This is a genomic window from Micavibrio aeruginosavorus EPB, from assembly GCF_000348745.1.
GTDB classification, from domain to species: domain Bacteria; phylum Pseudomonadota; class Alphaproteobacteria; order Micavibrionales; family Micavibrionaceae; genus Micavibrio; species Micavibrio aeruginosavorus_A.
Genome location: NC_020812.1, coordinates 1,961,152 through 1,979,888 on the forward strand (window position 1 = coordinate 1,961,152; position 18,737 = coordinate 1,979,888).

Sequence of the window (18,737 nt, forward strand, 5' to 3'; positions counted from 1 at the left end):
GCATAGCGATAATGGGGAAAAATCGGCTTGTCCAATATAAAAAACGGGTCTTTTCCGCTGCACCGCAACCTATACGCAGCAACCATTTTTGCGCTGCACAATTATTTCCCGGGAGCCCGCCGCCAATTATCTTGTCAGGGCCGGGGAATGCCCTTAGAACCCTCCTATTCAATAAAAAGGTACAAGAAAATCGAAGATCAGGGGCCAGACGACAAGGCGCGACCATGGTTGCGCCGTTTGTTCACGAAAGTGAGCACACCCGACCCAGTATCCGGTAACGGGCTGGGCGCGAAAATCCGCGCCCGTTTGATGGCCAGCACATCCCACACCGACGATATTGCACAGATGAAAACGGCCCGGGGCCTCATCTCGTCCTATTGGAAATCGAACCAGAAATATAAAGCTTTTGGCCTTCTGGCTGCGATGACGGCCCTGACCTTTGCCGATATTTATCTGGGTATGGAAATGTTGAAATGGCCGGGAGCGTTCCTGAACGCCTTGGCATCACCCGACTTTGACGCCATGGCCCTGGGCAAAGAAGTTTTAAAATTTGTTGGGCTTGGCATTGGGTTTGCCGGGGTCTGGAACTATCGCTACTACCTTGAACGCCACTTGATTATTGGTTGGCGCGGATACCTGACTGAACAATTCGGCAATGCCGTCCTGAAAGGGAAATCGTTCTTTCACATCAACAACTCAAAAACCGTTCCCAATATGGATCAGCGCCTGTCCGAGGATCCCGACGTTCTGGCCAGCCAGATTGTCGAACTTTACACCGGCGGGCTGCGGGCTTTTTTGAACCTTGTGGCCGCAACATACACCCTGTACCAAATCACAGGCCCCATCGCGACAAAAGCAGCGGGAATGGCCATTGCGGCACCATCACCGTTCTTCTGGACCAGCGCGGCAACAGCCTTGGTGTGCGCGGCGATTGGCACGGTGATGCTGCGAAAAACCGGGAAGCCCAGCGTTCAATTGGGCGAGCATTATGTGCACGCGCAAGGCGAAATGCGCAGCAACCTGACCAATATGTTTTCGCATTCCAGCGAAATCGCCTCCTATAACGACCAGAATGTCGAACGCAAAAATCTGAAAAGCGATTTTGACGCCGTCAAGGGACGCTGGATCAGCTTTGAAAAAATGCAGGCCCAGATTGGAGCCTTGCTGGGCATCAACAACGACATGTCAAAACTGGTGGCGTGGGGCGTCGGTGCGATAGGATATAAAATTGGTCAAATCGCCACGACCGGCGATGTTTTGACCTATGTCAATTTTCTTGACCGTCTGCGCGACAGCCTGGCATGGCCCATGCAGGTCAGTCAGGCGATCTTCAGAATCCAGACGCGCGTTAATTTGATGACAAATTTCGCCCATGAAATTGAACTGTCCAAGGACCCGCAGGATTTTTACACCACGCATGGCAAGAACGCGAATATCAAGGTGGAAAAAGGGCCTGATCAATCCATCATTCTGCGCGATATAAAATTGCAAAACTCCGTCCACGATGAACCCATTCTGAACATCAACCATCTTCAGATTGGCAAAGGCGAGCGCATCCTTCTGACCGGTCGATCGGGGAGTGGGAAATCCTTGTTACTGCGCTCCATTGTCGGGCTGTGGAAACATGGCGATGGCGCAGTGACTTTGCCTTCGGACCTGTCCCTGATTTTTGCATCACAAACACCGCATATTAAGGGCAATATTACGCTGAAAGAAAACGTGATATACCCCAGCAGCGACGCCGCATCATACGATGACGATGATGTGACGGAGGCTCTGCGCCTTGCAGAGCTGGATTATCTTGTCCCGCACCTGCAGGACAAGGAACGGAATAACACATCGTGGCGGGATCTATCGATTGGTGAAAAACAACGGCTGATCTTTGCGCGTATATTCCTGCACAAGCCCGATATGGTGTTTCTGGATGAAGCCACGTCGGGATTGGATGAGGACCTACAGGAGCTTATGTACCAACGCCTGCGCGAAATTATGCCGGATGCCACGGTCATCAGCATCGCCCACCGCAGCGGCCTGATGCGCTATCACACACGGCATCTGGACATCAAAGACGGTACCGTTCTTCATCGCGAAAATCTGGATAAAACCACGTTATCGGCGACAATTTATCGCCCCTACACGCCGCCACGCCCGCCATTTCAGTACGCGTATTAAGGCGCTGGCCAGCGACAGGTGCTAAGCGCTCCGGCTTTCAGGGTTATGGTCGCCCGCGTCCCGTTATGAAGAATATTAAATCGTTGGATCCGATCACTGTCGTTCAAAATCATCAAACTGATGCGCCCATCGGGGGTGCGGAACGCCACATTGCGTAACGTATCATGGTCATTCGTTTCAATACGCACGGACCCCGGTGGAATCAATTTAGCCGCATGACCGACCAGATAATACGCAACATTACGTGTCACAATCTGCCCATCAATCGTCAGCGCGCCAACGCAATGCGGCTCGCCGCCCGGCGTATGCGGCTTACACGCCGGATCAGACGCCAAATTCCATTCCAAAACCGCGCAGCCACCATGACGCAGAACACCAACAAAAACATTGCGCGCGTGCCAAGCCAGATCATCGGCAAAATCACCGTTGGCACCGACCCACTGCTCCGTCAGATACATTTTCTGATCTGGGTGCAATGCCTGAACCTGTGAAAAAGCTTCCGGCCCACCACCATACAAGTGAAAGGCAACGCCAGTCACATGACGTTTAACCGCCGGATCCGACAAAACAGCGATTGGGTAGTCCGGTTCATCGCAATTGTGATCCCAGCAAAAAATCTGCGTGTCCAATCCGGATGTTTGCAATGCGGGCCCCATATGATTTTTTATAAACGCGGCTTGATCAGACGCGGTCATGACCATGCTGGGGTCGTTTTTGTGATTATGGGGTTCATTTTGCAATGTCATGGCATGAATGCGTATGCCGTGCGCCCGCATCGCTTCGAGATAACGAACCAGATAGCGCGCATAAACATCATAACATTCCGGTTTTAACGATCCCCCGATAAAACCACCATTATCCTTCATCCATGGTGGTGCGGACCAGGGGCTGGCCATAATACGAATATCCGGGTTGATGGATAAAATTTCTTTCAAAACGGGAACAACATGTTCGTCCCCCGCCATAAGATCAAAGCGCGACAGGGCCAAATCCGTCTGGCCGGGAGGCAGGTCGTTATAGGAATAACTTTTGGTACTCAGATCGGATGCCCCAATCGTCAAGCGCAGGAAACTGGCCCCAATCCCCCGCCCGTCGCGGGTAAAGAGTTCGCACAACAAATCCCGCCGCACAGAGGGAGCCAGCCCTGCAATTAGCTGGGCACTGCCCCCTGTCAGGGAGAATCCAAAACCGTCTATAGATTGATAAGTCTGAGCCGGATTGACGCTGATCGTCGGATACGCATTGTCACGAAAGACAGCCGACAGCCTGTGCCGTCGATGCGCCAACAGCGCGGCGCGGTCCCCCGTCGTCGTGAAAACATCCATCAGCATATCCTGCTCCCCGTTCCGGGCCCGTATGCGGGGCCTCTTTTCCGAACGTCCGAAAATTACGTCAAATCACAGGAAATGGCAACGTGAACCCTCACAGAGGCTCTTGCCGAGGGATTTTTTCTGGACAGGCCCAATCGACCCGCCCTATAGTACGCGCAAATATGAAAAATTAATAAAAACAGGGATTTGTAGCAATGACCACACCCCGACCAACCCCCATTTTCCGCGCCCGGGCCGCCCACGCCATGGCGGCCACGATTTTGACCAGCGCTTTGTCCGGATGTGCCGCCTTTACGGAACCGCCGCATCCCCTCACCGAAGGGGAGCAGGATTTGGTGCATACGATTTTCGCCGGGCAGGTCAACACCAATATCGTGAACAAATATCTGGATCAGGATCCCAATACATGTTCCGAAGCCAAAACGATCAGTCCGCGCTCCATCATTTTTTACCATGGCCACCATGCGCACGATTACAGCGACAGGACCAAACCGGAATCCATCAGCCTGTTTGTCCATGAAATGACCCATATCTGGCAGGCGCAGAACTGGTCGCTGTTCAAGCAAGCGTGGAAATTGTGCCAGACATACGACTATGACCTGACACCGAAAAGCCGTTTTGAAGATTTCTGTAATGAACAGCAGGCTTCAATGATCGAGGATTATGTGCGTTATTATATTTCCGCAGAACCGAAATTTCCGGTCCGCCTGCTGAACAATGAGAAGCCGGAAAAACTGGCGCTGATGACGGCGTTGATTGAAAAAACATTCCCCGGCCTGGCCCAGGAACGTGCGCGAACCGAGCACACATATCCGACGACACTGGCCGCGCGGGAAAAAATCGAAACCTATCGCCGTGACAACAAGATCAAGACCGTCACGGTCAATGTGTGCCGTTAAGCCGCATCTGCGGATGCAACCCGCGCACAAATGGGGGGCAATTCCCGGATAATATGGCGCACGGCCTCTTCGGCCTTGACCAGAAAATCGGGATGGCTGTTGATCATGTGGTAACGCGGGTGGCCAGACCAGATTTTGTGAATCTTTTCATCGATCAACGCCGCTTGCGATGCTGTTTCAACACGCAGCGGATTGTCATGGTTATACCCATGCTCTTCCGTCGGGGTACGCAGATGGATCACGCAATGATACCGCGCATATTCCGCCGCCAGGCTGGATTGCGCCGCGGCCCAGAAATCCGCTTCATCCCCCAGCCAATAGGCCAGCCCGTCCAATACACCGCGATCACACAGGCAAACGGGCCATTTCCGCTCACCTTCGACAATGGACTCCAGCTCTTGCTGGATGTGTAAAATGGCGCGTTGCGATGCCCGCACACCCACCGCCGTATTCAGACGCCAAAATCCGCCCCCAAACACAATCGAAGCCGCTTCCGGTAAAATAACGACGTGCTCGCACAAATCTTTGCGAATAATTTCCAGCACAGCCGTTTTCCCCGCCCCGGGACCACCGGTAACCACGATCAGGCGCGGATGCCCGTTGCCCGGAAAAACGCCACCGCTGCACGGCTTGTCACACACAGCGGGCTGGTTGGGTATTTGTGTCATAAATCCTCACTCTGCATATAAGACGGCACAACCGCATTCCAGCCGAACGTCTCTTCAACCTTGTCGCGCATGGCGTTGGCGGCATTGATTTCACCATGGGTAATAAAGACGCGCCGCGGTGCGGATTGAAAATTCCCAAGCCAGCTTAAAATTTCGGAATAATCGGCATGGGCCGACATACTGTCCAACATGGCGATTTCCGCGCGGACGGGCCAGATACTGCCATGAATTTTCAGCTCTTTCTCCCCACGCGCCAGCCGGTCACCCCGCGTTCCTGCGGCCTGAAAACCGGTCAACAAAATGGTGTTTTTCGTATCCCCGATATAGTTTTTCAGGTGATGAAGCACACGCCCACCGGTGGCCATGCCGCTGGCCGAGATAATAATTTTCGGCATGTTGTTATTGCGATTATTTTCGTTAATCGCCTTTGATTCTTCAACCGTGCGCGTATAGCGCGCGACACTGCACAACGCATCGCATTCTTCGGCGGACAGGCGATGGTCGCTCATATGGCGTTTCAGCATATCGGTGGCGTTAATCGCCATGGGGCTGTCCAGAAAAATGGGGACATCCGGAATACGGTTCTCGCTGCGCAGAACATAGAGGTGGTACAGCAAGGCCTGGGCCCGCCCAACGGCAAAGGCCGGAATGACCACGGTTCCGCCACGATTCACGGTCCGGCGAACAACGGCTTCAATCTCGTCCGTGGGATCATCCCTGTCATGCAGACGGTCGCCATAGGTCGATTCCAAAACCAGATAATCCGCATCCTGCATCTTTGCCGGCGGTTTCATCACGGGGTTGTGCAGGCGGCCAATATCGCCAGAGAACAAGACTGATGTATATCCATCCGTGATCCGGATGAACGCAGCCCCCAGAATATGCCCCGCCCGATGGAACGTAAAACTCAACTCATCGCTCAACCCATGGGGCGTTCCAAAAGACAATGGCCGGAAATATTGCAAGCATTCACCCGCATCATCTTCGGTGTAAAGCGGCAAGGCCGGCTGGTGCTTGGTCCATCCGTAACGGTTGGCCTCGGCTGCGTCGTCTTCCTGCAAATGGCCGGAATCGGGCAACAGGATCTTACACAGGTCAAATGTCGCATCGGTGCAATAAATGGGGCCACGAAACCCCGCCTTGACCAGCTTTGGAATGTACCCGCTATGATCGATATGCGCGTGGGTCAGGATGACCGCATCAATCGCATTGGGCGCAACGGGAAGACCATCCCAATTTCGGGATCGCAGTTCTTTTGACCCCTGAAACAAGCCGCAATCAATTAAAAACTTTTTGCCGCCATGTTCCAGAAGATATTTTGACCCGGTTACCGTTTCGGTCGCCCCCAGAAAAGTCAGCTTCATCACACTCTCCCGCTTCTGCCGTTTACAATGACGACATCAAAATACCGAGAGAAATGTAAATAGCCGCCTGCAGGGCTCCAATCGCTATATTTTTCTGATCCAGAACTTCGGATTGGACGTCGGCGCGGAACAGAATGATTTTTTCCGCGATCAGGCACAGAACACGCCACACCGCCACCGCAACAATGGACACGACAAACCATGCGGCCAACAGCGGGACGATATCGTAGACTTCGTAAACAACGATTTGCGCGGCCATGGCAATCGCAAACGCCGTACCGATTTTCTTACCGGCAAAACGCAAGGCCAAGGCCCGGTTATCCTGTTTCAAATAATCCTGCAAACCGATGCCATCGGCGCCGGGACGGAAAATTTTAATGCTGATCCATGTCACAACCGTCAAAATCACCTGGGATACGGCGAACCCACCGAACAGAGCGATGGCCCCTTCGACGGAATCCGGCGTGGTCCACACCATCAATGCCCGAATAATAATGGCCGCCGCCAGAATATTGGACGCATCGGCAATCGCCACAGCCACATTGCCGCCAACAATCTCATCGCGCAACGACACGTCGCGCAATGTAACCCGGTCAAAAATAATCCGGGTCAAAGCCATCAGCCCGATACCCAGAACACCAAACACCGCGACAGCCGCAACCGTGTGGAACACAGTATTATCGGGACGGCCATAAACCAGACCACTTAAAACAATCGTCACCGCCAGCGTTGTGGAGGCCAGAGAAATGCCAAAAGCCGGGTTATCCTTGCGCAACAATTCGTCAGAAGCGTGAATATGCGCAATCACCCCGGAAAACAGGCGCAATGACGTAAACAATCCGATCACGACCAGAAAGTTCAGGGCCAAAATAGTGTTGTAATAATGGTCCCAGTAAATCATATCCATTGCGCGTCATCCCGTTGTCAGTGTTGGGGTAGAATCTGTGGGCACCACTATATACGGATCATCCGCCGGTTTCGCCCCCCTGATCACGGAAAAATGTCGCGCACTGAGCCGGAAATATGAAAATCATACGTATTCCCCTTATCAGAGCAACAAAGATATGGGAGAGATAAAGCCATGGACATGCTTTCACCCGTTACAATCCTGTCATTCATCACCACATGCGTGATTGTTGAATTAACGCCGGGGCCCAATATGGCGTATCTCGCCATTCTCAGCGCCAGCGAAGGCCGCCGATACGGCTTTGCCGCAGTCGCTGGCGTTGCTCTGGGATTATTGGTTGTGGGGTGCGCCGTAGCCATGGGCGTGGCCACACTCATCAGCCAATCGGCCTTGGCCTATCAAGCGCTGCGATGGGGTGGAATTGCCTATTTTTTCTGGCTGGCCTGGGATGGATGGAAATCCAGCGAAACACCGGAACAGCCCCATGGCGACAAAAGGCCCCATAGTGATAAAAAGGCCGTCATCTTCTTCCAGCGTGGATTGATTACTAATCTGCTCAACCCCAAAGCGGCTGTTTTTTATATCGCGATTTTACCGAATTTCATCACGCCATCACCGCATACGGAAGTACAGGCTGTGTTGCTGACAACGCTTTATGTCTGTATTGCAACATGCATTCATACATTGATTGTAACGTTGGCAGGGACGGCGCGTAATTTTTTAGACGATCCCGTGCGCAAGCGCATCGCGCGCCGCCTGCTGTCTTTGTCGCTGGCTCTTGTTGCCCTGTGGTTTTTATGGACCACAGAGCAATCAACGTATTAAAGCCACCTGCTTAAAAACGATACGAAACCCCAGCCCCGATAATAAACGGGTTCAATTCCACATCGTCCGCGGACAGGGCCGTGCCGCCACTGTTCACATCGACGTCCACATCAAGATCGATGTATTTGGCATCAAAATTCAGGCCCCAGTGATCATTGATCCAATAATCAAAACCGGCCTGCAGGGCATAACCAAATCCACCGCTGACATCGAGATCATCAAATCTCGCCCCGTCATCCTCACCATAGAACCAGGAATAGTTCAAACCGGCCCCGATATACGGGCTGAATTTCTGATCCCGCATAAAGTGGTATTGCAGGGTGACCGTCGGCGGCAAAATCCATGTGTTACCCAAGTTCGAAGCATTGGCATAAATTTCGTGTTGCGCCGTTGCCGCAATAATCTCCAGCCCAATAGCATTGGTCAGGAAATAGGTCAGATCAACCTCTGGCGTTACGGCATCACCAACATCGGTTTTCAATGCCGTTCCGCTCACATGACCATCCCCATCGGGGAGCACGCCAACAACGCGACCGCGCAACTGAAAACGCTCTTTCGACAGCCAGTCCGTCCCCTCCTGCGCCAGAGCATCCGGCACCATTAAAAGAACAAGGCATGGAAGCGACAACAGAACAGAAGATTTTTTGATTGGCATGATGTGTTTCCTTATCCGAAACAGGAAAAGACGTTTGTGCGACGCCGAATTCTATCCGTAGAACGGACGAAATCAAGATCGATTACACGCCATACAGCGGAAGGATAATCATTCTCAGGCAGTAAAAAAGGCCCGACGGAACGGGCCTTTTTTACTGCCTGAGAATGCGTCTCACTCATGCCACCTTGCGGATGCGTTTTTTCTGCTTGGCTTTCACCTGCTCCACCCGTACCACCTGATCAAATCCGTTAAACGGGGTTCGGCTGATTTCTCCATAGGCACCAAGTTGATCAATGATGATCCAATCCCCTTCACCGATATCGGCGGGCAACATAAACGGCCCCTTCATCATATCGATGGAGTCACAGGTCGGCCCGGCAAAGCGGAACGGCATCAGGTCGGATGACGCCGTTTGCCCCCCGGCACGCACCATTTCGACCGGGTAGAACAGATCCGCCGTCGGCCCGCCCTCAAACATGCCGCCATAGGTTCCGTCATTCAGGTACAGCAAATCACCCTTGCGCAATTCCACCCGCACGACCAGCGCCCCGCCAGCGGAGACCAGACCGCGCCCCGGTTCGCACAACAAATGCAGATGCGATTGGCTGTTGCGTTCCAGCGTATCATGGACCACGGCCACATAATCGGCAAAAGGCGGCGGCGGATTGTCCGGCGAAAGATTGGCCGGGAACCCGCCCCCAATATCCAGCGCATCCACATGCACGCCACTGGCGGTAATGACATCCAACGCGGCCTGCACCGCGCGGCCATAGGACCCCGTTTGCAGGCAATGTGTGCCAACATGAAACGATACGCCCAATTGCGCGCAATGGGCCCGCGCCCGACGCAACAAATCAATCGCCAAAACCGGTGGCGCGCCGAATTTGGCGGAAAAATCGACCGCGACTTTTTCCTTTGGCACCGCCATGCGGACGAACAGGATTAAATCATCCACATCGCCAAGAACATCGACGATTTTCTGCAATTCATCGAAAGAATCCAGAACAAAGCGGCGCACATTATAATGATGATAGGCTTCATAAATCGATTCCCGCGCCTTGACCGGGTGCATGAAATAAATCGTGGCCGTGGGCATCAGGCGATTGATCAATTTCACTTCGTTGATCGACGCGCAGTCAAAATTGCATACACCGCCCGTGATGAAGGATTGAATAACCCGTTCATCCGGATTGCATTTGACGGCATACAGAACATCACCGGGAAAGGTCGTCGTAAATTCGCGCGCCTTGTCCACCAGAACATCGGGACGCAGTACCGACACGGGGTAGCGCGGTTGCGTATCCCGGATATAACGGGCCAGATCGTTGATTTGCGGGAAGGTAGAATGGTCCTGTGACGGGGCGGTGGCCCCGAATGTGTGATGCATGATCGTCAAACCCAATTAAGAGGGCGCGGGGCCCGGTTAATTTTCAAGTTTTCCGTCGCTGCATAACCTTAACATCTTGGGAGAAGGGCCATAGACGCGTGCGTTACTTCATTTATACCACGAAACGCGCCCCCATCGCAATAAAACCGCCCCGCCTTGGACATGCAAAAAATTACAAAGGAAAAGCAATACTTTAAACACCCGAACGGGCGCGTTACACTGGGGCCCGGATCTTCACCGGACAGGAGCGCACCATGCCGTTTAAATCCTATATCGACACCATCCCCGACTTCCCCGAACCGGGCGTCATGTTCCGCGATATTTCGCCGTTGCTGGCCCAGAAATTTCCGGAGGTTGTCCACGCCTTCGCCGATCTTTTCCCCGCGCATGAATTGGCGGACATTGACGGCTTTGCCGGCGTTGATTCACGTGGGTTTATTTTCGCTTCGGCCCTGGCCGTTCATTGCCGCAAGAATTTCATCATGCCGCGTAAAGCCGGAAAATTGCCGCAGCCTTATGCCGAGGCGGAATACGCGCTGGAATACGGCACGGCGAAACTGCACCTGAAACCCGGCAGCGGCAATGTCATCATTATTGATGACGTACTGGCCACCGGCGGAACATTAAAGGCCACCGCCGGATTGTGTCAGGATGCCGGATATAATGTGAAAGGCTTCGCCGTCCTGATTGACTTGAAATTCCTCAACGATTTTGAATGGAACGGCATGCGCGCCCGGTCTGTGATGACCTACGACGCCCCGTAAACACCCCACTACAAAATATGGAAATATATTTTCGGGGTGAACTGCCTTCGCAAACATCATAGAATGGGGTTATGCGACCGCTTATCATCCTGCTTTCTGCTTTAACGCTGTTATCGGCCTGTACTACTACCCGCTCCGCCCCGCCAGCGGCGAAGTGGACCTATAGGGATGCCACACCGCAAACCGCGGCCAGCACCGCACCAAGCCCTGCACAAGTCCCGATGGCCAGCTACAGCATGCTCCGCAAACCGGAACAATGTGTGCCCTATGCCCGCCGTGTGTCCGGGATTGAAATTTTTGGCGATGCCCACAGCTGGTGGAACCAGGCCGCCGCACAAAACTATCCGCGCGGGCAACGCCCCGCCCCCGGTGCCGTTCTGGTTTTACCGCGCACGAAGAAAATGACCCACGGCCATGTCGCCGTTGTGAAAGACGTTATTGATTCCCGCAACATTAACGTAACCCACACGAATTGGGGGAACACCCGCGAAACACGGCGGGCGATTTACCATTCTATGCGGGTGCAGGATATTTCAGCGAACAATGACTGGTCGCGTGTGCGGTTTTGGAACGCGCATGATGATGTCTTTGGATTCCCTTATGCGGCAAACGGGTTTATTTACAACCCGACCCAACTGGCATCCGGACAGTAAAAAACCTAAATTTTCAATGACGCCGCGCTGCGTTCCAAGCGGAAATCATGGACACGCGTATAAAACGCATGCGTAAACGCCAACCCCGTCGTCTGGGTTAGGTAATTTCCATGACCCGCTTCATCCATTTGCCCCAACCGTGTCACAAGCTCCTCAGCAAAGGCGGGCGTCACCCCACGATGCTGAAATGGCTTACCCGCGGGTGCCGCCGGGTCCAGCAGGTCAAACACGACGTCCAGAACCTGCCCCTTAAACAGGCGGGACAGCATTCCGGGTTTGCGGGTCCGATCCAAGGCACCCAAGGAAAGATTGTTATACGTTTCAGCCAAGGGCGTCAGGCTGATCCAGCGATCAAAAACGTGTCGCATCGTCTGCTTCAGCGCCTCCGCATCCTGGCCCAGACGCATAACTTCGTCTTCGCTATAATGCAAAATCTCCTTGCTCCAGCCTTCCATGGCGCCGAGCATACAGCGTGCATAATTATTCTTCACGCCAGTTGCCGATATGTATTCAACCGCCGTTGCAAATTCAAAGGCCCGCGCGTCCGCTTCAATAAAACGATCACGCATTATCATTTCCTCCGGCGAGCCCACCGGTATCGCCATCAGGCCGTTCAGATGTTGCCACGCATGACGATATTCATGCCCCAAAATCGCTGGCGTCAGAAAACACGCATATTCAACGACACCCGGATGAAGCGTATCTTCACCATGAAGATAATGCGCCAACGTATTATTCGGCATCGACATTGATTGCCGCAGAACAACGCCTGATTTTTCGGCAAATTCGTAAAGAATTTTCCCGTGCGCGGATTTTTTAATCGCGCTTTTCGCATAAACATCGGCATGCGAGTCATAAATGCGGCGATGCGATTGCAACGCCCTGCTTTGATCCAAAGCCCAGTAATCGCCTAGATCTTTTTTATCATCCAAGTCATACAAATCCCCCGTGTGGCCACGTATATAGGCCTCATATTCCCAGTGATCCATATCAACGCCCCTGCATCATCGCGATAGAGACGGGCTTTTTATTTACGGCCGACGATGCCGGGCGGATAATGTCATAGGTTCCATCGTCTTTTTTCTGAAACTGGCATGGCGCAGCGGAACAAGATTCAAAAATCTTCTGCTTTTCAGAACGGAGGTTCCGCTCATTCTCGATCTCGTGATAGAGGCTATCAAACACAATCGGCCCGGTCCCAACGGCGGCGACCAAGGCCCCGGCACAGGAAAACCCGACACTAATTTTAGCGCATTGTTTGAGCGATCGCGTCACATCGGAAACCCGGGCACCGATAAAACCGCCCAGACCGGACACGCCCGCCGCCAGACCAAAATACCATGCCATCATCGTGCCGTGGGACATCGCCCCCATAATCGCGGCACCCGCACCGTATCCGGCCACGGCCGTAACGCCGCATGCCGCGGCAATAAAGGCCGATTTTATGGCATAACGTTTTTTCCATTTTTCAATCTGCGCTTCCAAAGCAGGTTGGGCACACACCCATGTTTCAACACGGGTTTCCAAAGCCGCATTATCCTGGCGCGATTTCTGCAACTCGTCATCCATCTGCAACGCAACCTGACGCAAGGCGACAACCTCGGACTCCAAACGCTGTGCCAGACGCCCGGATTCTGTTTCTGCCGCTTGGCAGAAGACGGCCGCCATTTCCGTGCGGTGAACAGCCTTTAACCCCGCCACCTCGTTTTCATGATCCTGTTTGAGGCGCGCCATATCGCTGCGCAAACGAAGAATTTCACGTTCTTTGGCTTTTAAAGCCAGTTGTTCAGCAGACAGTTGCGGCTCTTCCGCCCGCGCTTGATCGGAATAACCATCACCGTTATCGTTTTGGCGCGACGCCTTTTTACCGGGAACTATGTCCTGCCAAAAATGCCGCCCCGATGTCTCGCGCACCGGGTCCGGTCGCACTTTTTGATCAGCTTTCCCTGTCAATATGTCGCAAGCGCGCTGGACCATGTCATGCTTCAGCTCATGTCGCTGTTCCCGCAAGGAGAATATTTCCGCGTGCAATGAATCCAAGGTCATTTTTAGGGATTTCTGCTGCGCCAGCATATTATCCAGCTTAACCTGCATATCATCAATCGACCCTTGCAGGGTTTCGCGCTGATCCAATGCGGATTCAAGGCGCTCAATATGCTCCAACGCCTCTTGATATTGCGGCGATTGGCGTTCATCATGCCCGGCGTACAACTCAACCAACGCCAGATTTTCACGGACAAGATTGATCTGCTCCTGAACATTCGGCAAAATATTTTCGTTTAGATCCGCCAGCTTACGGTTGGCCTTCAGAACAATCACCAGCAATTGCCGCAAGGCCGAAACATCCTTGTAATCGTAGGCCAGACCAGCTTTTCGGAGCAATGCCCCGGACCATGACAGACGATCCGGTGCCAAGCGCAGAAGATCGGCGCCGATATCCCGATTGCCCGACAGTTCATTTAAAAATTGTTCATCCAGACGCAGACCGGCCCCATCCGATGCCCCATTCTGGCCAGCCATGGATGTGGGCAGCGTCTTTTCCATTCGCACGATCAGCGCGCTGATATCGCTTATCACCGATTTAATATCGGTCCGTAGGTTAAAGGCCCCGTCTTTCCGCCCGATAATTTCGTCCGCCGATTGGCGCTTCATGGCATCCAGACGATAGGTTAAATTCTGGATGGTTTCGGTCAGAAGCTGATTAACCTCAGCAAAGGACGCATTGGCCTCAGCCAGTTCCTGAAGCTGACTGCTCGACCCACCGGACGACGCCAAGGTATAAATACGTTCAAACGACAGGGGCTCGTAATGATCCCCGGGGACCAGAATGGATTCTTCCAGTTCGTTGATCTTGCGCATATAGGATAAAGTATGGCGCAGGGAAACCAGCAATTCCTCGTCCGACGAATCATCACGCAGGCGCGCCATAATTTTTCCCAGACGAGTATATAATTTTTCAATTTTGTCCGGATCGTTCTGCGGACCGGTTTCTTCTTGATCGCTCATGGCCTGTCCCTTGATCTGTACGGTTTATTTGGGTTGTGCCGTCAACAACAACGTCTTGGCCTGCGGATTTTTCAGACGTTGCAATGCCTGGGCCCCACCCACCGATAGGAGGGCAACCCCTTCGCACAAATCTTTCAGCGGCATATTGGCCCCGAACTTTGCAAAGGCCCCACCCGTGATTTGGGATATGGATTGGAATGCTTTTTCAGCAGACGAGTCATTGCCGTCGAGGAAAGTAAAAATTTTAATTTTTTGAGACGCCAGTTTTTTCGCAATTTCTTCAAGGTCACCCAGATTTTCCTCGAATGAATCACCAATGACAATAATGCTGCTGGCGCGCGTCATCTCATTCGCGTCATCAAAGGACCGTAAAGATTCAACGATCTGCGTCGCGCCCCCCATGCAGGACACGCGCTTCATATCAGCGGCAACATCGTCGAGATTGGATTTCCATTCATGCGCGGTCGTCGTGCCACCACCAAAATGCACCAAACGCAATTGCATGGTGCCAACAGCCGACACTTCGCGAAACATCGAGGCCTGAATATCCTGCGCCTCAACCCAGTTTGATCCGCGGCTGGCTGTTGCATCGATAATAAACCCAATACGACCGCGCCCCTTGGTCGCGGTAGAAACATCGCGCACGGCCAGTTTGTTCAACGTTTCCAGCCCCGACGCATTCGGGCGCGCCACCGCGCCATATGCTTTCTTCACGCTCCCATTGGGTGTGACGACCAGACCTTTACCCTTATTGTTATCGCGCAGTGACATGTTCCCCGCCCCCTATTGCCATAAAATAGACCCCATAGTTATTGCCTAACGTCACCCCCGTCAAGAAAAATACCCACCCAAAAAATCGCAGATTTTCGCCATTTTCTTTGAATCCACGCCCCGTTTTTTCGCGGCGCAGCACAACTTTAATGACATAATCAGGCTTCTCATCAGGTTCGTCATGTTAAAATCGGGAAACAGGGACATTTTAGTTGTCACGACTGCGTAACCGATGGAGTGATCCGATGCATGAAAACCTTCAGAAATCTATCACCGAAATGCCGGAATATGCGGAATTGCTCAGACGCCGCAACGCCATCACAACGCCATTGGCGGCGATTGTTCTGATTGCCTATTACACCTTTATTATTCTGGTCGCTTATGCCCCCGACTTTATGGGGCGCCCGATTGTTGAAAACGGGCTGACATCGGTTGGCATTATTTTTGGGTTGGGCTTGATCCTGTTAACGTTTGCCGTAACTGCCTTCTATGTCTGGTACGCCAACACCCTGATTGAACCTTTGCTGCATAAAATTTATCAGAAAGCGACACACGATGAGTGAGTTTCTCGCCAATCTGCATCAGTTGAATGTAACCGCCGTTATTGTTTTCTTCCTGTTTGTGGCGCTCAGTTTGGGCATCACCTACTGGGCGGCCAAGCGCACAAAAACGCGATCGGATTTTTACGCCGCAGGGGGCCGCATCAACGGGTGGCAGAACGGATTGGCCATTTCCGGCGATTATATGTCGGCGGCGTCTTTCCTTGGGATTTCCGGGCTCGTCTTTGCCTCTGGCTTTGACGGGCTTTTATATTCTATCGGTTTTTTGGTGGGCTGGCCCATCATCCTGCTACTGATCGCCGCACCGCTGCGCAATTTGGGGAAATATAATTTTTCCGATGCGGCATCATTACGTTTCAAACAAACCCCCATCCGCATCATGGCCGCATTCGGATCGCTGGCCACTGTTTGCCTTTATTTGATTGCCCAGATGGTGGGCGCGGGCAAGCTGATCGAAGTCTTGTTCCACCTGCCTTACGAATCCGCCGTCATCATTGTGGGCGTTTTGATGGTGTCCTATGTCACCTTTGGCGGCATGCTGGCCACCACATGGGTGCAGTTGATCAAGGCTGTCTTATTGCTGGGCGGCGCGACCATTGTCGCGGTTCTTGTTCTGGCGCATTTCCATTTCAACCTGCCCGCCTTGTTCGCGGCCGCCGTTGAAAAACACACCAGCGGCGCGGCCATCATGGGCCCAGGCACATTGGTTAAAGATCCCATTTCCGCCATTTCCCTGGGCATGGCGCTCATGTTCGGGACCGCCGGCCTGCCCCATATCCTAATGCGGTTTTTTACGGTGAAGGACGCCAAAGCCGCCAACAAATCCGTGGTCGTGGCCACAGGCTTCATCGGTTATTTCTACATTCTCACTTTTATCATCGGGTTTGGTGCGATTGTCTTTTTGACCGGGCAACCATCCTATGTCGATGACAAAGGAGCCTTGATCGGGGGCACCAATATGGCCGCGGTCCAACTGGCCCACGCCGTGGGCGGGGACATTTTGCTGGGCTTTATCTCTGCCGTCGCCTTTGCCACCATTCTGGCGGTTGTGGCGGGCCTGACCCTGGCGGGGGCATCGGCAATTTCGCACGATCTGTACGCCCGCGTATTCAAAGGTGGCGATGTCACCGAACAACAGGAAGTGCGCGTCTCCAAAATCGCCACCATCGGGCTGGGGGTCGTTGCAATCTTCCTTGGCATCGCGTTTGAACAACAAAACGTCGCCTTTATGGTCGGTCTGGCCTTTGCCATCGCGGCCAGCGCCAACTTCCCCATTATCCTGCTGTCCATGTACTGGCGGGGCATGACCACCCGCGGGGCCGTTGTCGGCGGATCGTTGGGATTGGGCGTGGCCGTTGTTCTGATGATCCTCAGCAAAACGGTCTGGGTCAGTGTTTTGGGATATGACGAACCGATTTTCCCGTATGAATACCCCGCCCTGTTTTCGATGACGGCGGCGTTTATCGGGATCTGGCTGTTCTCGGTCACGGATCGTTCGGACCGTGGACAGACCGACCGGGCCGTGTTCCATGCCCTGCATTTACGGGCCCAGACAGGGATCGGGGTCAGCGATTCAGTAGAGCATTAAACAACCTGTCCGGCGCAATGGCCGGACGACCAGGCCCACTGGAAATTGAACCCGCCCAAATGGCCGGTAACATCCAGAACCTCGCCAATAAAATACAGGCCGGGGACGGTCTTTGCCTCGAACGTTTTCGATGAAACGTCATCGGTATCGACGCCGCCCAACGTCACCTCCGCCGTGCGATAGCCTTCGCTGCCCGACGGTTTGACACGCCAATCAGAAATGCGCGTGGCAACCGTCATCAGAATTTTATCGGACAAATCGGCCATGCGCCCATCCACCGCCACATCTTCTGCAATCTTTTGCGCCAGCCGTTTGGATAAAATATCGCCCAGAACGGTGTGCAGCATTGATTTTGGCTGTTTCTTGCGTTGATCCTTTAACCACGCCCAAACATCCGCCTGTGGGTACATGTTAATGGCAATGTCTTCACCCGGATGCCAATAGGATGAAATTTGCAAGACAGCCGGACCACTGATGCCACGGTGGGTGAACAGCATCGCCTCATCAAAAGTCATGCCTGATTGTGATTGCACCCGAACCGGGTCAATCGACACACCACTCAGATCCTTCGTGATATCCAGCACCGCCGGATCGAAGGTCAGGGGCACAAGTCCCGCCCGTGTCGGGATAATGTTCAAGCCAAATTGTTTGGCGATTTCATACCCAAACGGGCTGGCCCCGATTTTCGGGATGGATAACCCGCCGCAGGCCACAACCAGCGACGCACACGTGACAACGCCGCGCGACGTTGTGACCACAAACCGCCCGGAATCATCCCGGTCAACCGTCTGCACGGTCGTGGCGGTTTGAATATCAACCCCGCCTTGGTCACATTCACGCGACAGCATGTCGATAATGTCCCGCGCGGAATCATCACAGAACAACTGCCCCAGCGTTTTTTCGTGGTACGGAATTTTGTGCCGCGACACGAAATCAATGAAATCATACTGGGTATAGCGTTTCAGCGCCGATCGGCAAAAATGCGGATTGTTGGACAGATACCGATCCGGCGCGCAATGAAGGTTGGTAAAATTACACCGCCCACCGCCGGAAATACGGATTTTTTCGGCGATCTTGTCGGTGTGTTCCAGCACACACACACGACGGCCACGCCCACCCGCGGTCAGCGCGCACATCAACCCGGCCGCCCCGGCCCCAATAATGACGACATCCGTGTCCATGGCGTT

Annotated in this window: 17 protein-coding genes; 7 read left to right on the top strand and 10 right to left on the bottom strand. The window is 53.3% G+C overall.

The annotated features are described in order from the left end of the window. Nucleotides 1-147 precede the first annotated feature (147 nt). A complete protein-coding gene (locus tag A11S_RS09235; protein WP_235067742.1) occupies nt 148-2,172 on the top strand; it encodes an ABC transporter ATP-binding protein/permease in 2,025 nt (674 codons plus the stop codon). On the opposite strand, the gene A11S_RS09240 is transcribed toward A11S_RS09235, so the two are convergent. Beyond that, complete coding sequence (locus tag A11S_RS09240) at nt 2,169-3,503, bottom strand: glycoside hydrolase family 30 protein (RefSeq protein ID WP_041802670.1); 1,335 nt, start codon at nt 3,501-3,503, stop codon at nt 2,169-2,171. The genes A11S_RS09235 and A11S_RS09240 overlap by 4 nt on opposite strands. A gap of 194 nt (nt 3,504-3,697) precedes the next feature. Here A11S_RS09240 and A11S_RS09245 point away from each other — a divergent pair, with 194 nt between their 5' ends. After that, entirely contained in the window at nt 3,698-4,402 is a 705-nt protein-coding gene (locus A11S_RS09245; RefSeq protein ID WP_015468254.1) for a hypothetical protein, read from the top strand. On the opposite strand, the gene A11S_RS09250 is transcribed toward A11S_RS09245, so the two are convergent. Genes A11S_RS09250 through A11S_RS09260 form a run of 3 tightly spaced genes read right to left on the bottom strand, consistent with a single transcriptional unit; the run spans nt 4,399 to nt 7,341 of the window. Beyond that, entirely contained in the window at nt 4,399-5,070 is a 672-nt protein-coding gene (locus tag A11S_RS09250) for an ATP/GTP-binding protein (RefSeq protein WP_015468255.1), read from the bottom strand. The genes A11S_RS09245 and A11S_RS09250 overlap by 4 nt on opposite strands. Beyond that, nucleotides 5,067-6,434: an MBL fold metallo-hydrolase RNA specificity domain-containing protein gene (locus A11S_RS09255; protein WP_015468256.1), complete on the bottom strand. Its 1,368-nt coding sequence runs from the start codon at nt 6,432-6,434 to the stop codon at nt 5,067-5,069. The genes A11S_RS09250 and A11S_RS09255 overlap by 4 nt, the downstream gene beginning before the upstream one ends. A 22-nt stretch (nt 6,435-6,456) precedes the next feature. Then, nucleotides 6,457-7,341, bottom strand: coding sequence for a DUF350 domain-containing protein (locus A11S_RS09260; RefSeq protein ID WP_015468257.1), 885 nt, complete (start codon nt 7,339-7,341; stop codon nt 6,457-6,459). Between the two features lie 174 nt (nt 7,342-7,515). Between A11S_RS09260 and A11S_RS09265 the strand changes: the two genes are divergently transcribed. Then, the gene (locus tag A11S_RS09265; protein ID WP_015468258.1) at nt 7,516-8,166 is read left to right on the top strand and encodes a LysE family translocator; all 651 of its coding nucleotides are present in this window, start codon (nt 7,516-7,518) and stop codon (nt 8,164-8,166) included. A gap of 10 nt (nt 8,167-8,176) precedes the next feature. Here A11S_RS09265 and A11S_RS09270 read toward each other — a convergent pair whose 3' ends face one another. Together A11S_RS09270 and A11S_RS09275 are read right to left on the bottom strand one after the other, a co-directional pair. Beyond that, nucleotides 8,177-8,821 (bottom strand): OmpW/AlkL family protein, encoded by a 645-nt coding sequence (locus tag A11S_RS09270; RefSeq protein WP_015468259.1) that lies wholly within the window; start codon nt 8,819-8,821, stop codon nt 8,177-8,179. Nucleotides 8,822-8,996: 175 nt separating this feature from the next. Then, complete coding sequence (locus A11S_RS09275; protein WP_015468260.1) at nt 8,997-10,208, bottom strand: type III PLP-dependent enzyme domain-containing protein; 1,212 nt, start codon at nt 10,206-10,208, stop codon at nt 8,997-8,999. A gap of 254 nt (nt 10,209-10,462) precedes the next feature. Between A11S_RS09275 and A11S_RS09280 the strand changes: the two genes are divergently transcribed. Both A11S_RS09280 and A11S_RS09285 read left to right on the top strand, forming a co-directional pair. After that, entirely contained in the window at nt 10,463-10,972 is a 510-nt protein-coding gene (locus A11S_RS09280; RefSeq protein ID WP_015468261.1) for an adenine phosphoribosyltransferase, read from the top strand. A gap of 71 nt (nt 10,973-11,043) precedes the next feature. Further along, nucleotides 11,044-11,625, top strand: a complete 582-nt coding sequence (locus A11S_RS09285; protein ID WP_041802672.1) for a CHAP domain-containing protein — start codon at nt 11,044-11,046, stop codon at nt 11,623-11,625. Between the two features lie 5 nt (nt 11,626-11,630). Here the strand turns inward: A11S_RS09285 and A11S_RS09290 are convergent, their stop codons facing one another. Genes A11S_RS09290 through A11S_RS09300 form a run of 3 tightly spaced genes read right to left on the bottom strand, consistent with a single transcriptional unit; the run spans nt 11,631 to nt 15,402 of the window. Continuing rightward, nucleotides 11,631-12,614, bottom strand: a complete 984-nt coding sequence (locus tag A11S_RS09290; RefSeq protein WP_015468263.1) for a DUF6782 family putative metallopeptidase — start codon at nt 12,612-12,614, stop codon at nt 11,631-11,633. A gap of 1 nt (nt 12,615) precedes the next feature. Beyond that, nucleotides 12,616-14,631 carry a hypothetical protein gene (locus tag A11S_RS09295; RefSeq protein WP_015468264.1) on the bottom strand — a complete coding sequence of 672 codons (2,016 nt, stop codon included), beginning with the start codon at nt 14,629-14,631 and terminating at the stop codon, nt 12,616-12,618. A 24-nt stretch (nt 14,632-14,655) separates the two neighbouring features. Then, entirely contained in the window at nt 14,656-15,402 is a 747-nt protein-coding gene (locus tag A11S_RS09300; protein WP_015468265.1) for a VWA domain-containing protein, read from the bottom strand. 245 nt (nt 15,403-15,647) lie between these two features. Between A11S_RS09300 and A11S_RS09305 the strand changes: the two genes are divergently transcribed. Together A11S_RS09305 and A11S_RS09310 are read left to right on the top strand one after the other, a co-directional pair. After that, entirely contained in the window at nt 15,648-15,965 is a 318-nt protein-coding gene (locus tag A11S_RS09305) for a DUF485 domain-containing protein (protein ID WP_015468267.1), read from the top strand. Further along, on the top strand, nt 15,958-17,550 hold the full coding sequence (locus A11S_RS09310; protein WP_015468268.1) for a cation acetate symporter: 1,593 nt from the start codon (nt 15,958-15,960) through the stop codon (nt 17,548-17,550). The genes A11S_RS09305 and A11S_RS09310 overlap by 8 nt, the downstream gene beginning before the upstream one ends. Here A11S_RS09310 and A11S_RS09315 read toward each other — a convergent pair. After that, nucleotides 17,547-18,731, bottom strand: a complete 1,185-nt coding sequence (locus A11S_RS09315) for a BaiN/RdsA family NAD(P)/FAD-dependent oxidoreductase (RefSeq protein ID WP_041803147.1) — start codon at nt 18,729-18,731, stop codon at nt 17,547-17,549. The two genes, A11S_RS09310 and A11S_RS09315, sit on opposite strands and share 4 nt — an antisense overlap. Between the last annotated feature and the right edge of the window lie 6 nt (nt 18,732-18,737).

Coding starts and splice junctions, on each gene's coding strand:
- A11S_RS09235 (WP_235067742.1), top strand. CDS start 148: ATGCCCTTAGAACCCTCCTATTCAATAAAAAGGTACAAGAAAATCGAA.
- A11S_RS09240 (WP_041802670.1), bottom strand. CDS start 3,503: ATGCTGATGGATGTTTTCACGACGACGGGGGACCGCGCCGCGCTGTTG.
- A11S_RS09245 (WP_015468254.1), top strand. CDS start 3,698: ATGACCACACCCCGACCAACCCCCATTTTCCGCGCCCGGGCCGCCCAC.
- A11S_RS09250 (WP_015468255.1), bottom strand. CDS start 5,070: ATGACACAAATACCCAACCAGCCCGCTGTGTGTGACAAGCCGTGCAGC.
- A11S_RS09255 (WP_015468256.1), bottom strand. CDS start 6,434: ATGAAGCTGACTTTTCTGGGGGCGACCGAAACGGTAACCGGGTCAAAA.
- A11S_RS09260 (WP_015468257.1), bottom strand. CDS start 7,341: ATGGATATGATTTACTGGGACCATTATTACAACACTATTTTGGCCCTG.
- A11S_RS09265 (WP_015468258.1), top strand. CDS start 7,516: ATGGACATGCTTTCACCCGTTACAATCCTGTCATTCATCACCACATGC.
- A11S_RS09270 (WP_015468259.1), bottom strand. CDS start 8,821: ATGCCAATCAAAAAATCTTCTGTTCTGTTGTCGCTTCCATGCCTTGTT.
- A11S_RS09275 (WP_015468260.1), bottom strand. CDS start 10,208: ATGCATCACACATTCGGGGCCACCGCCCCGTCACAGGACCATTCTACC.
- A11S_RS09280 (WP_015468261.1), top strand. CDS start 10,463: ATGCCGTTTAAATCCTATATCGACACCATCCCCGACTTCCCCGAACCG.
- A11S_RS09285 (WP_041802672.1), top strand. CDS start 11,044: ATGCGACCGCTTATCATCCTGCTTTCTGCTTTAACGCTGTTATCGGCC.
- A11S_RS09290 (WP_015468263.1), bottom strand. CDS start 12,614: ATGGATCACTGGGAATATGAGGCCTATATACGTGGCCACACGGGGGAT.
- A11S_RS09295 (WP_015468264.1), bottom strand. CDS start 14,631: ATGAGCGATCAAGAAGAAACCGGTCCGCAGAACGATCCGGACAAAATT.
- A11S_RS09300 (WP_015468265.1), bottom strand. CDS start 15,402: ATGTCACTGCGCGATAACAATAAGGGTAAAGGTCTGGTCGTCACACCC.
- A11S_RS09305 (WP_015468267.1), top strand. CDS start 15,648: ATGCATGAAAACCTTCAGAAATCTATCACCGAAATGCCGGAATATGCG.
- A11S_RS09310 (WP_015468268.1), top strand. CDS start 15,958: ATGAGTGAGTTTCTCGCCAATCTGCATCAGTTGAATGTAACCGCCGTT.
- A11S_RS09315 (WP_041803147.1), bottom strand. CDS start 18,731: ATGGACACGGATGTCGTCATTATTGGGGCCGGGGCGGCCGGGTTGATG.